The sequence below is a fragment of the Photobacterium sp. 270122K genome (assembly GCF_059941365.1).
On sequence record NZ_JBPOEN010000006.1, the window covers coordinates 255,027 to 269,236 of the forward strand.

Consider the following 14,210-nt stretch of genomic DNA (forward strand, 5'->3'; position numbering starts at 1 on the left):
AAACATTATGAATCATGATTTTCCGGCACTATACCCACTAAGCGGAAATACCCTTTTCTTGCATCGCCATCTGCGATCAGCTCCTCAAGGAGATCCGGCAATGACATATCACTCCAACGCACAACCTGATCAATGCCATAGGCCATGGGGGAATGTGGTTCGGTTTTTTTGAAAAATTCCGCGATCTGTTTCAGGTTATTGATCGCTTCTTGACGCGAATTCAGTTGCACCACTAAATGGGTGGCGGCCGTTTGCGGTGGGAGGGTATCTGCCTCCCCGTCTGTTTCAGTCATCACATTTTCGACAGGCAAGGGCGCCGCCGCTTTCAACTTGTCTTCAGCGAGGTACTGCACCGCATCTAAACACGCTTGCATCCGCTTGCTGATTTGCGAACTCGGCAAGGAGGATTGGCTGGCTTCATCCATCGCAACCACCAACTGATTAAAACTGGCGATGGCTTGTTCAATATCGTGATGCAGTTGGACATAGAAGTTCGCATCTGTCGCTTTCACCGCAGCCAGCACCTTTTTGAGATCCACTGACCCCATATCGATGCGGTGCTTTTTCTTGTCTTCATCCAGCCGATCAATTTCTAGGGCTTGCTCGTACTCCCATAACGAGTACGCTTTCTCACCATCATGCTCCGTTAGCGGAATACACGCGATCGGCAACAACAACGTGCCTTCTCCTTCCACGCCGTTCAGACCGACAATGGGCGCCATGCGGGTTTCCATTCCGTCTTCATCCGGCATCGGATAAAGTTCGGTCCAAAACTGCTCAATCAAGGTGGTGGCGGTATCAAACCCGACCTTCAAACCTTGGAAGCCATGGTGGCGTGCAAGGGCTTCAATGAACCACGCCGCAAACTCCAAATCTTTGCATTCAGTGGTTAAAATCGTCGGCACGCGATCCAAAATCTCAGTCCAATGATGAGCGAGACTGAATAATGGTTCGTTATCCACCAAGGCATGCCGTTCAGCAGCACGTGCGGTATTGCGCACATCCTTCAACGAAAAGTAAGCGGAATACGGTGACGTATCATGGCGGGGATCGTTCCCCGTCGGCGATTCATCACTGATGGCCGTTTGTAGTGCTTCAAAATCTATCATCTCGACATCCCTGCCTGTGCAATGTCCTTTGCGGGTAAATGCATCATGCTCTGTGGTTTATCCGCGAAACACGGGCACCGTGGCATCATTAACCGGTGTATTCAGTCGCTCTTGGGCATCCGTTTCCAAGCAGGTTGCCCGAACCAAAATACACGTCACGTTATCTGACGCTCCCCGCACCAAGGCGGAATGCATCAAGGCTAACCCTGAATCCGACAGGCTATTGGCCTGCAAACAGTGCGCGAGATGTTGATCGCTGAGTTCTTTGGTCAAGCCATCCGAGCACAGCAGGAATTGGTCACCTAACATCAACGGGCCTGACACATGGTCCACCAGCACGTCTTCATTCACGCCAATCGCCCGTGTGATCACGTTCGCCAGCGGGTGATTTTCCGCTTCTTCGGCGGCAAGCAGACCTTGCTCCACCATCTCCATCACTTGGCTGTGATCGCGTGAGCACTGAATCAACTGTTGCTGACGCAGCATGTACATCCGGCTGTCTCCCACCCACAGGCAATGGTATTCACCGTTTTGGATGAACAACACCACCGCGGTGGTTCCCACCGTTTCGCCTTCCATATACCGCTCGGAATAGTCGAAAATCTGCCGGTTTGCGTCATGCAGGGCGTTATGCAGCAAATCTACCGAAATCATGCTGCTCGGCACGGTACGAATATGTTGCTGCACAATATCCACCAACATTTGACTGGCGACATCACCGGCCTGATGCCCGCCCATACCGTCGGCCACCACCCATACGCCCGAATCGGGACAATCTAACAATGCATCTTCGTTATACGCACGCACTTTGCCCGGGTGGCTCTGTGCATAAGAAAAATAGCGCCAATCTATACGGTTCATGGTTTCTACCAACCCCATTTCGCCCAGTCGCCGTCCATCATGGCAGCGAACTGGCTCACCAGCGGCAACCCACTGGTGATTAACATACATCCTGGCAAACGCGCGGAACCCGCGGTCCACCAAATACAATAACGATCAAACTGTTCACGGTACGTTGCATGCAGCAAATGGTTTGCGTGTAATTCGTCATCACAAAGCAACACATACTGCTGGCTTTGCTCAGCCCCTTGCTGAATGACCGGCAGTTCAGAGGCAACGTCCGGTAACCATTCCGCTTTTTTCACTTCTTCTCCCCAGGCCTGAATATCATTGTCATCATCCAGTACTTTGAAGATCTGCTCTTCGGTCTCATTGCACCACTGGCGTTGATGCCAATACATCACCGGTGGCCCTTCCACTTCGGCCGCTAAGGTCAGGAAAAAATGTCGCCCGACCTGATCAATGCTCGGCATCAGGGTACCCACCATGCCACTGCGGCCACAGGCCCCCGGAGAGAGGGCAAAGTGCCACACGGGGCTGGTGAGGTAGCAATCCGCCCACTCTTCCCCCAGTTGCTCCCGACTCACAGCCAGAATGGCTTGTTGCCATTCACTCCAACTGTCAACGAAAGCACTGGGTAATTGCTCTTGTAAAAAATCGCCACGGGCAGGCACTTTGCCAAAATAGCCAAATTGCCCCATTACAATTTCTCCGGCACGCCAAAGCGCTCAATATCATCCAACCAGAAAGGGTTAGTCACACTGTTTGGCAGCAGTTTCAACGTCACACGGTTTCCTTTGTGTTCTAAGTTGATTAACTTGTCTGAGCGGGTTTTCGGACGCTGTTTCGCCGCATTATCCAGCAGGCGGAACAAGCCCCAGCTGCCCGGATAATTCTTGGTGATCGAATGCCCTGAACGCGGTGGCGTAAAGACCAAGCGGATCGGGGTAGACTGACTACGGTCCGGCCACGTGAACGTCGTCATACGCGGCGGCTCATGGCGGTAGATCATTTCCTGATCACCAAACTCAAACTTAAAGTTGCTGATATGTTTATCCAACGACACTGGCGTTAATCCAAATTCCACGTTTGCCTGCTTGCTGCCCGAAGGGAAGAACGCATCGCGAATGTGTCTTGCGCGTTGGAACACCACCAGTGACTGATCGCTCAAGCCCATATTTTTAGTGAAACGCCAACGTCGCTTAGACGTATCCACAAAAGACGACAAATGCTGATCAAAGAACTTGTCCATCGCCCCACCATGACCAAAGAAATCACCAAAGTCTTTCATCTTCACTTCTTTTACCGCGCCTTCAGAGAACGGATATTTACCCGCAATCGATGAACGGTATTGACGTACCACGGTGTTCTTCCACAAGGTATTCAACTGCACCTTCGAGCCTTGCTTAGCCAGCTTGGAGGTTTGCATCGTGATGTCATCGATCCACAAGGTAAACGGTGCAGGTAGCGCATGTTTCGCTTGCGTCATCGAGCCATTGAACGAGGCTTGCTTGTCCCCACTTAATAGGCTGCGGTAAGCAATTTTCTCGGCTTTTTCCGAATTGCTGATATTGACCAGATGGTTATGTAGCATGGTGAACGCTTCTTTCAGAGCAAGCAGCTCCACTTCACCCACGCTCAACAACTCGGTAAAGGCCTCTTCAACAGGCTGCCCAGGCAGATCAATGTCTATCTGTGGCATGTCGTTAGGCAAATAACGGTTAATGTTGTTTTTCTTTTGCGCCAGCGCCACACTCGCCACGCTGCCCGCCACTTCGGTGGCAGCTTTGGCATTGTTGCTCATCGGCAATGCGGTTAAACGCAATTGCTTTTGCAAGCCAACAATCAGGGTTTGCACTGGCTGTTCAGAGCCTGATAGCACACGCGCCTGATACAAGCCGGCATCGACATTGCCGTAAGGGATCAACTCCAAGTCCGCCAGCAAGGCTTCCCACACATAAACGTAATCACGGTAGTATTTCTCACTCACTTCCTTGATCACTTCATCACGGGTGTCATCGCCTAAATCAATCTTATCGCCGTAAACCCAGCTGTCTTCGGTCAAACGTTTCACGATACGCTGCGTCTCGAGCAAAAAGACCGTGTGGAAGCCACTGTAGGTGTACAAGCTTGGGATCCCTTCACTCAGCGGTGCACCGCTGGCGCGCTGGAAGATCTTACGGCTGTGTGCCCCGAGTAAATCGGTGATTCGGAAGTCCGGTACATTGCTCTTGCTGAACTCGACTTTCAAACGCTGGTAAGCACGCTCAGCTAGTGACATATTGGTCAATTCATGACGCGCTGCAAGGATCACGTCTTCATCTTGCGTCACACCATTCAGACCAGCTTTTAGCAGGTTAACGGTATGCGCCATGAGTGACTCACGCAGCGATAGGTTGATGTCTCCAGGGAACGTACGATCGAAGTACAATGAGAACCAACTCAGTACCTGTGACTCGTCATATTTCTCTTCATCAAACAACATCAGGTACGCTTTCAACGTTTCGTACAGGTATTCCAAGTGCTCACGGTTTTCCGTCATATCATCATGCATAGCATTGATCAGGAACGGGGCTAAGTAACCTTGCAGGCCACGATCGTAAGCAGCAACAGCCGGTTGGCCGAGCTTCTCGCCTTGGTACAAACCCGCATGTTTAAACGCATCTTCATTGATCTTGTTGCCACTGTAACCGGCAGGTAAATCACGCAAGGCATTCAAGGCCTGCGTTAAGGTGATCACATCGGTATCCGGTGTCAGTTCCGGCGCCACAATCTCTTGATAGGCCGCTACGGCCACAGAGGCGTCATCCACCAAGGATTTGTTCCAACTGTAACTGGTGAACCACAAGGCCCCCATCGCCACCATCGCGGCACAACTGGTGGCCAATACGCCACGGCGCAACCACAGGTTCTGCTTCTGATGATGACGGTTTACGGAACCAATGTACTGCTCAGGGAAAATGACATCTTCAAACAAACGCTTGATGAAATAACCGTTGGTTTCGCCGCCCGGTTGTTTCAGAGGGACTTGCCCTAAGCCTAAACTGCCTGAGGTTTCCGCCATCACACGGTCAATGGGCACCCCTTCTTGCGTCGCACTGGCAATGTACACACCACGCAACATAGGGGCTTCTTCAAACGAGTTCGGTACAAAGATCTCTTTAAGGAAGTCATCCGCAGCGGATTGGATCAAACGCAGTTGCTTGGGAAATTCATAAATCAGGGTACGCTTGTCGATATCGCGGGTTTGCTGCATGCGATCATTCATGCGGCTCACCAAACGCTCTAACAAGTGGTGGAATTCTTTATTGAACATGCCCACCACACCGCGTTCCGCGTCAACGGCATGCTCAGGGAAGGTGATCCCCCACACTTGCTCGCGCTGATCGGGCGTGAGATCGGAAAAGTACTCACTAAAACCGGCGACTAAGTCAGCCTTCGTCATCACCACATACACGGGGAAATGCATCCCCAGTTGGTTTTTCAGTTCCTGAATACGTTGCTTGATCGCACGGGCATGCAAGTTACGTTCGGTACGTGTTTGGGTCAGCAAGCTCACCAAACTCACGGTCACAATCGCCCCGTTGATCGGGCGACGGGTGCGGTATTTTTTCAGTAACCCCAGAAAGCCTAACCATGCACGGGCATCTTGCTCACTGTTACTGTCTTGCGTGGTATAGCGGCCTGCGGTATCAATTAACACCGCTTGGTTAGTGAACCACCAATCACAGTGACGCGTTCCGCCCACACCGGCGAGCGGATCATTGCCCAATTGATCTTTGAGTGGAAATTCCAATCCCGAATTGTGCAGTGCGGTGGTTTTACCGGTGCCCGGAGGACCAATTAAAATATACCAAGGCAGTTGGTACACGCTTTTGCCACGGCTTGAGCTATTGAGCACCGACATGGCTTGAACAATGCGATCGCGCAGGGTGTCGATTTCACGCTGTGACGCTTCATCCGCCATCGCGCTGTCATCATTGCCGTCTAAGAGAGACTGCACTGCTTTTTCATTCTGCTGCTTCTTACGGGCAAGATGGAATATATTGACCATCCCCCAGATCAGGGCCAGCAAGAGCAGTACCGATAAACGTGACACCGAGCTCGCCAGCGGCTCCGCACCGGCGATAGCCACCAATGGCCCACCAAACCAGATCAAGACTGAAATCGCCAGTAGGCCTAATAAAGACACCGCCCACTTCGAGCTCAACACCTGCCCGATACGTCTGAACATTCCTTTTTTGAACATGACTTCCGTCCGATCCCTGATTATAAGAAGAGTAAGTCGATCTCGACCCGACGATTGCGCGCCCGGTTTGCTTCACTGTCATTCACGTCGCGCGGCTTAGAGTCCCCCAAGCCTTCCGGCCACAAACGGCCGTGCAAATCGGTTCCCATTGCCATGCGGTTCGCGACAGCGGTTGCACGCGCCAATGAGAGGTGCCAATTAGACGGATACTTACTGGTAAAAATAGGACGATCATCGGTGTGGCCGGTGATCATGATGCGACCGTCAGTGGTTTCCAGCGCACGCGCAATTTTCGACAACACCGGAACCACACTTTCTTGTACTTCCGCACTGCCTGAGGCAAAGAGCTCACTGGACTTTAAGATGACCCTGACGCGGTCGGGTAACTCCACCAACTCCACGCTACCGCGCTCAACCTCGGTTTGAAGTAATTGCTGCAACCGTAACGAGGCCGGATCCGCGGTATCGACCACTTGCTGTGCTTGTGGCTCCCAACGCGCCAGCGCGTTCACCTGATTGAAAACTTTGTTGGAGTAGTCATTAATGTGGTAGTTAAAGCCCATATACATGGCCAAAATAAACACCGAAAACACCGAGACAGACACCCATAGCGGCATATCATTCGTCGGTTCAACGCCTTGCAATACGGCATTTTTCCAGCCCGGAGAGAGATCCGGCTCAGAGTCACCATGCAGGCTTTTCAGTGCTTGATAGACTTGCTCACGGTAGTTTTCCAACTTATCGATGCCACGCTCTTCAAGGCGCATCTTGCCGACAAAACCCAGCGACAAGCACATGTACTGCAGCTCGAGCAGTTGCTGATTACTGCGTGGATCGGTCAATGCACGATCGAGCAAAGTATAAAAATATTCCCCGCCGAACGTTTCGCCGTGAAACGTCGACAATAAGCTTTCAATCGACCAGATCGACTGCCCGCCCCACACGGTATTGAGCACGGTTTCATCAATGAAGGAGCACATGCAATAGCGTGCCGCTTCAATCTTGTCGCCACTGACCGACAGCGAACGCAAACGCATCTCATAATCACGGATTTTTTCAATACAACTTTGCTGCAAAAAACCCACATCACTGTGATTACTGGTGCTGCGAATTTGGCCGACAATCGACAACAAGCCTCCCGCTTCTTCCACCAGCGGGTTTTGCCCAAGGGGTTGTACGCGGCGCTGTTGCCCGCTCGGTTTTACTTTGGTCAAGACCAACGTTTGATCGCCAGCGCCCGTCTTCGTGGCTGACGATTTCGTGTCTTGCCCTTTACCACGGACTCCCGGGCGAGGTTTTACTAAGGTAGCCTCAGACATTGTTATCAATCCTTGCTGTTCGCATCATGCCTAATCATTAATCGCCCATAACTGCATCTCTAAATCCGGGTATTTCCCCGATAAATGCAGTGCGATGCCGCCACTGGCACTCAGTCGCTTCCAATAGTCATGGTGTTTATCCAACTGGAAGTAGTGATAGCCCGCGTGATAAGGGATCTGGCGTGGGGCAACCGGTAAGGCCGCCGTCGAAATACCGGGTAATTGGTTATTCACCAAATCACGAATATGTTCCACCGGACCAATTTTGATTTGAGCCGGGAAGCGACGACGCAACTCTTCGGTTTCCACACTGGCTTTCACGGCCAAGACGAACGTTGCACGCTCCAGCAAGGCTTTATCTGCCACGGGCGCCACGCGGATCCCAAATTTGGTCGATTCAATCGGCAATTTCACGGCCGTTTGTTCCAGTACCGAGCTCATGAACTGGTTAAGCACAACCATCAAGCTCCCCATCACCGTGGTGAGATCATCATGCAGGTAGACGGGTAACTCCGGTGGACGCTTACGCTCACACGAAAAGGTCGATAACTCACCGGCCATGGTCAACAATTGCTGACACAGTACTTCGGGGTGCAGTCCTTCCGTGGTATCGAAATGGCGTACCAGTGGCTCATAACGGTTAAGCATTTGCAGCATTAAAAAATCGGCAATCGAACTGGCTGACCCTTGCCCTTGGCTCAGTCGGTTCGCGATGGTATCGGCACGCAATTTGATCATGCCGCGCAGTTCTGCAATGCAGCGCTTCAGCACGGGGTTTTTCTGTGCGTTTAAGCTGGGTGGAATGAATTTGTCATCGGTGATGACACGGCCTTCTTCCGTCACCTCAATAATGCGCGCGATGGGGATAGCGACGTAACCGGATAAGCTTTCGCTAGATAACTTCAGTTCGACACTCATTTGCGATAACTGCAACACTTCGGTCGCATCAGGACCAATGAGCGAATCAACCACTTCATGATCATCAAAACGGTAGCGCGTGACCTGGCCGCTATCAGCGGGGCTGGTATTGACTGTGCCGGCTTTTTCGATCGGCACCGCCAAATACACTTTTTGATCCCGCACGCTTTTATCCACGGTGATCGCATGCGGACGGGGTTCGCGTTTGGGCAGCAGTACAGCGCTACCATCCGGCATCATGGCCGAGACGCGCGCGACCCCAAACTGACTGTGATTGAGCAGGGGCTCATCAATTTGCAACTCATTGATACCCCAAAAATAGGGTGAATGATGGCCCACTACTTGCGCCAATTCATTTAATAAGAAACGTTCTTGCTGCTGGAAATGCTGAGGCCGCAAAAACATCCCCTCGCTCCAGGCAATACGGCTTACATCACTCATACTCTTATTTCCTTCATTGACGCTTTTTCAGTTACTCGTTGACGTAAACTGACAGTTCACCGACTAGCACGTCGTATTTGTCATAGCCAGAGGTATCGATTTCGATCACTTCACGCCAACGGGCATTCTCGAGGTCTTGATATGCCACCAAAATGCCGGCATAACGTGTGCCCGGAGACAGGGTTAAGTCATACGTCTGCTTCGCACCCGGGGAGAATTCAAATTCATTTTTGGTGATCAAATCCGGCCCAAGCACATTTTTCGGTTCGTCATACAGAGCAAAAAAATCTTGGCTGTCGAACAACGTCCGCGATGACAGTTCAAACACTTTCACCACAACCGGTGATGGACGCCCTTCCATATCCGGGTTCACATCTTTTGCCACATCAAAGTTCAACGTGCTATACGGGTCGACCAGTAGCGTACAGCCGCCTAAAAACAACGCCGCCGCGACAGCCATACCCGCACCTTTCCATATTTTCTTCATGCCCATCCTATTTCCCCCCTTTCAAATATGCTTCGTAAGCTTTCACGAAATCTTCTGCATAAAATGAATGCTTTGCGCTATCCAAATCACTGTTTAACCGTTCATACATTTCGACATACGCGGCCCAGCTTTGTGCTTTCTGACTGCCTGATGCCATGCGACCAAAGAACGACGGCTCCCCGGCACCACGAGAAATAGAGTCCGGTGACAGCTGTTTCATCATGCTCTGTACCGATCCTTCCACCCCCGCTAATAACGCTTGTTCGTGCTGTTTAATGTCATCAAACGCTTCATTGATCGCCCTTTCTGGCGTCAGGAAGCTCGCACTCTTGCGGTTGTATAAGTTGTGAATCGCATCTTCCACTGACGCTGAAAATTTCAGTGGGTTGTTTTCCTGACGCTTGAACAAGGTTTGGTTCAAGCGATTGTTTTGTTTAAAGGCTGAACGTTGGTGCAAGCTGTCCATCAAACCGGTCATAAGCAATTGCATCGATGCCCCCATCTCAAACCACCACTGCTCGGCGTGTTGATCCGGTACCATGGTGCTATCAATACCCAATCCTTGAATAAAGGACGCTAAGGCTTGAGCTGAGGCATCGCCATCCAATAGCGGATGCGGTGCCGAACGTGGCGCAGCAGGTTGCGGTGCGGGTGCATGCACAGGTTGTCGTGCCGTGGCAGCGCTTGACTGCGGTGCACCTGAAACAGGCGTGCTTGAAACCGGTGTACGACTTGAGGCCGGTGCCATCGCCGCTGGCTGTGATAACGTTCGCGGCTGCGATACGGCAGGTTGTGCTGCTGGCGCCGCGGGGCGTGCAACCGGTTGAGGGGCGCGTTGTGGGGCTGGCGCAACAGCTTGCTGAACGGGTGCTGGTGCAAATTCAGGATCTGGCGACGCTAAATCAAATTCATCTTCTTCCACATAAGCTGGCTCAGGGGCTGAAACGGCCGGAGTGGGTTGAGGCGCGCGTTGTTGTGGTGCCGGCGTTGGCGCGACGACACGGGCAACAGGTTGTGATGGCACTGCCACAGGCTCTGGCTCTGGCTCTGGCTCTGGTAACACAACGTCAGGGATCGGCGCGGCAGCCTTCGCGAGCACAGGCTCTTTAGCCACAGAAGGGGTAACAACGTTTTCTTCAACCATCGTTGCTTTAGCAACGGGTTTTTCAGCGACATGCGCTTCAGCAATGGGGGCATTAACAACTGGCACTTCAACAACTGGGGGCTCAACGACCGTGTCAGCCAACACAGGGGCATCCACGGTATCGACCACCGGCTCTGCCACAGGGGCGGTAACGGGCTCTACCGTGCGCGCAGGTGGAGCGTCAGATGACGTATCACCCAACAAGTTATCACTCCAATTTTCTGGAATAGCCAGTGGCATCTCTTCATCGTCATACGCGGAAGCCGGGTCTTGCTGACGATCGGGTGCAATAAAATTGTCCTCCAAATCGCCAATAAACAATGACGACGACGACGGCGTACCAACAGGGGTATCAAATAATCCCCCTTGTTGCATCGCTTGCGACGACGCAAGCTGATCGGTGCGAACGCCAAAGTCCCACTCTTCCGGTACGGATTGTGAAACGGGTTCAGCTGGCATCGCCGTCTGTGCGGGTGCATCAACGGGCATGTCAGCTAACGGCGCATCCATTTGCGCGGCTGCCGCCTCACCGATCGCCACTTCGATTTCATAATCCCCAAAAGAAATAAAATCGCCGTCACGTAATTCGTATTGATTATCTTTTCCTAACGCCTCAACCGAGCGGTTAATAAATAACCCATTGGTTGATGTGTCGGTAATAATGAATCCATTACCTTGGCCTTCAATACGGGCATGCTGACCAGAAATAACCCGCTCAGGGTCAGGTAAACACCATTCACACGCTTGTGAGCGCCCGATATGCAGCACGGGTGAAACATCATGAAGAGCAATACTTTTCTTTGCTTCTAAATCAGACGTGAAACGATGATAACTTACAATCGAAAGTATCAACTCCATAATATAAACACCCATCCATAGAACGAAAAAGACAAACAAATCAGATAATTGAAGAGGGCAGGAACGGAAAAACCACAAAATATTAAGTTAAATTCCTACGACGATGGGATACTAAAAACATCTTTTGCAAATAGCAATCAGTGGGGAAATCAGTGTTCAAAATATTCGTCTGAGTTCATAAAAACACAATGTACGCGTTGCATTAAACGAGAATAAAGTTGTGACTGACCGCAATATCCGATTTATCGTCTAGGCGCTGGTCAGAACTATTGATATTTAATGTATTTGTATTTGCATGAATAAGAATGAGTGGAGCCGACACCAACATGGATCGTTCTAAAAATAGCAAGGATAAACAACCTGTTAACGAAATGACCACACCGAGCAACATTGCCACTAACGATCCATCGTCTGACGATAAGACCCTCATACAAACAACGTCTCCACAGCCGGCCACACCACGCGCCAGCAGTAAGCCGGCCTTGTCTGAAGGACAAGTCATTAATGGTCGCTACAAAATCGAGGCCTTAATCGGTCACGGTGGCATGTGTGATGTGTATCGTGCGACCGATCTCATGCTTAATGCGGCAGGAGTAAACACTCCGTTCGTTGCGTTAAAAGTGCTTCAACAACAACACCTTGAGCAACAAGAAACTGCCAAAGTCTTGATCCGAGAAGCACAAAAAACCCAGCGCCTCAGTCATCCAAACATTATTCGTGTTTACGATTTTGGGGTCGAAAAACAAGCCCACTTTTTGGTCATGGAATACATTGACGGGGAAACCTTGGAAGAGGTGATTTTGCGTTCACGACCTCGGGGTTTGAGCTTCCAAAAAGCCATGAGTATTCTCGATCAGGTTATTTCCGCACTAACATATGCTCATGGACAAGGTGTGGTGCACGCAGACTTAAAACCCAGCAATATTATGTTGACCCGTGAAGGCGTGATTAAAATTTTTGACTTCGGGGTATCGCGCGGCCTGAAATTAAATATTGATCATTACGCGACAGACGTGCAGGACGAAACCAATATCATCAGCGGGTATACGCCGACGTATGCCTCCCCGTCTTTGCTTGAAGGGGAAAAGCCGGAATTAAAAGATGATATCTTCGCATTTAGCTGCATGGCCTACGAATTACTGACCAGCCAGCATCCATTCCAACGAAAACCGGCTGACGAAGCACAAAAATCCAACCTGACCGCCAGCAAACCCAAACACATTAATGGGCAGCAATGGCGTACGTTACGTGCTGGTTTGCATTTCCAGGCCAATAAACGCATTGGCAGCTTCCCTGAATTTCAACAACGCCTGCAAAAACGTCGCTGGCCTGCCGTCATGGGCACAGCCACTGTGATTGCGCTCGCAGCGGCGATGGGAGTTGGCTATCAGTTCTACACCCAACAAGTGAATGATTTCACCGCGCAGATCCACACCCTAGAACAAGAGATCATCGACGACAAATCGTTAGCCAAACTGCCGCTGGATCAAGTCGTTGATACGGCGCATCGGTTACCGACTGACAAAGTGCTGTTAAAAGAAGGGTTGTTACGCCAACGTCAATCACAGCTATTGGCGCAGTATGACGATCAGGTCAACGCCATTCTCAATAACCGTGAAAATCGCTACCCAGACTACTATGCGATTGAAGATAAGCTGAAAGAAGCAAAAGCCCTGTATCCGGACTCGCAATTGCTCACTCATTTATCAGAGACCATCACACACAACTGGCAATCGGCGACTGAAATGGTGGAAAACCGCCTGATTTCTTTATTGGAAAAAGGCCTTTACTACCCGCAAGAAAACGGGGATGACATTTACTTGCTGCTAAGCGATTTGCAATCGATACGCAAAAATTACCTTTTCACGCCAAACAAACAATCCGAAGACGTCTTTACCAGTGCGTTTAATACCGCGATCAGCCAACTTGATTTGGCTGAAATTCAGCATTTGCTAAAAATCGGGGAAACCGTCTTTACCCAAAGCGAACATCACAAACAACTGCTCGCCAAAGGGGAAATTCTCAAGTCCTCGATTAAAGCGATGGAAGCCTATGACGAGCAACGTAAGGCGGGTAACCAAGCCGAATTCCCGTATAAAGCCGCGGAGTTAATTTATGATAGCAAGTTTCAAAAATTCAATGAAACCCTTCAAAAATTAACCACGGTTACACAGCTCGATTCGCTGTCTAATTCCGTGCAAGACATGGCAAAGGACGTCCCGATTGACTTTAGTTTGTTAACGCAAATTCGTTTGGCGATGGTCACGAAATACCTGGATTTTGCAGATACTTTCCAGAGTAAAGGGCACCGTCGTTCTGCCGCGCGAGTGAAGAAAAAAGCCAATGCACTCTTAGCAAAAATGAACGAGTAGCCAAAATGAACGACGCGGAATAACGCCTCAATATGCAGCCATAGGCGAAGACTCCAACCGAGATTCGCCTTTTCTTTTCTTGTCGGCAGAGACCCATGTTAACGATTGAAAACGCCCTATCCCAAGCCAAATTTGACCGCACTTTACTGGTGAACCCTGTCGGTCTGTGTTTTGTGATCACGGCGGCCAGCCGCCCGTTAGAGAATGATCCCAGCCAAGCACAAACGCAGTATCGCCACCCTTACCGGGCGAAACAGCTGTTACTAACCCACTCCAACCGCTGGGGCTACCGGTTTGATTTACGCCATTTGTACCATCAGCTGTGCCCAACGCCCCTTCAACACCATAAGACCCGCGATGACATGGTCAACGAACTCAGCCTGCGCATCGCTCACGGTGAGCTACTGGTGTATAAAGTGCATAATTTTATTGAGGCACAAGCGTAAAAAAACCATCACTTTAAAGTGATGGTT

10 protein-coding genes are annotated in these 14,210 nt (G+C 50.7%); 2 read left to right on the forward strand and 8 right to left on the reverse strand.

The genetic code is table 11. The annotated features are described in order from the left end of the window. Positions 1-5 precede the first annotated feature (5 nt). The 8 genes from tssA to tagH are packed head-to-tail and all read right to left on the reverse strand — an operon-like array spanning position 6 to position 11,365. Entirely contained in the window at positions 6-1,109 is a 1,104-nt protein-coding gene (gene tssA / locus ACSF8W_RS13065; RefSeq protein ID WP_500847756.1) for a type VI secretion system protein TssA, read from the reverse strand. 57 nt (positions 1,110-1,166) lie between these two features. Continuing rightward, positions 1,167-1,961: a PP2C family protein-serine/threonine phosphatase gene (locus ACSF8W_RS13070; protein ID WP_500847803.1), complete on the reverse strand. Its 795-nt coding sequence runs from the start codon at positions 1,959-1,961 to the stop codon at positions 1,167-1,169. Between the two features lie 14 nt (positions 1,962-1,975). Next, the gene (gene tagF, locus ACSF8W_RS13075; protein ID WP_500847757.1) at positions 1,976-2,650 is read right to left on the reverse strand and encodes a type VI secretion system-associated protein TagF; all 675 of its coding nucleotides are present in this window, start codon (positions 2,648-2,650) and stop codon (positions 1,976-1,978) included. Next, positions 2,650-6,198: a type VI secretion system membrane subunit TssM gene (gene tssM / locus ACSF8W_RS13080; RefSeq protein WP_500847758.1), complete on the reverse strand. Its 3,549-nt coding sequence runs from the start codon at positions 6,196-6,198 to the stop codon at positions 2,650-2,652. The genes tagF and tssM overlap by 1 nt, the downstream gene beginning before the upstream one ends. A 20-nt stretch (positions 6,199-6,218) precedes the next feature. Beyond that, the gene (gene tssL, locus ACSF8W_RS13085; RefSeq protein ID WP_500847759.1) at positions 6,219-7,517 is read right to left on the reverse strand and encodes a type VI secretion system protein TssL, long form; all 1,299 of its coding nucleotides are present in this window, start codon (positions 7,515-7,517) and stop codon (positions 6,219-6,221) included. Positions 7,518-7,547: 30 nt separating this feature from the next. Then, positions 7,548-8,876, reverse strand: coding sequence for a type VI secretion system baseplate subunit TssK (gene tssK, locus ACSF8W_RS13090; protein WP_500847760.1), 1,329 nt, complete (start codon positions 8,874-8,876; stop codon positions 7,548-7,550). Positions 8,877-8,907: 31 nt separating this feature from the next. Beyond that, complete coding sequence (gene tssJ, locus ACSF8W_RS13095) at positions 8,908-9,363, reverse strand: type VI secretion system lipoprotein TssJ (RefSeq protein ID WP_500847761.1); 456 nt, start codon at positions 9,361-9,363, stop codon at positions 8,908-8,910. Positions 9,364-9,370: 7 nt separating this feature from the next. Continuing rightward, positions 9,371-11,365 (reverse strand): type VI secretion system-associated FHA domain protein TagH, encoded by a 1,995-nt coding sequence (gene tagH / locus ACSF8W_RS13100; RefSeq protein WP_500847762.1) that lies wholly within the window; start codon positions 11,363-11,365, stop codon positions 9,371-9,373. Between the two features lie 326 nt (positions 11,366-11,691). On the opposite strand from tagH, the gene ACSF8W_RS13105 reads away from it, so the two are divergent. Further along, a complete protein-coding gene (locus ACSF8W_RS13105; protein WP_500847763.1) occupies positions 11,692-13,737 on the forward strand; it encodes a serine/threonine-protein kinase in 2,046 nt (681 codons plus the stop codon). A gap of 95 nt (positions 13,738-13,832) precedes the next feature. Further along, the gene (locus ACSF8W_RS13110; RefSeq protein WP_500847764.1) at positions 13,833-14,183 is read left to right on the forward strand and encodes a hypothetical protein; all 351 of its coding nucleotides are present in this window, start codon (positions 13,833-13,835) and stop codon (positions 14,181-14,183) included. Positions 14,184-14,210 lie beyond the last annotated feature (27 nt).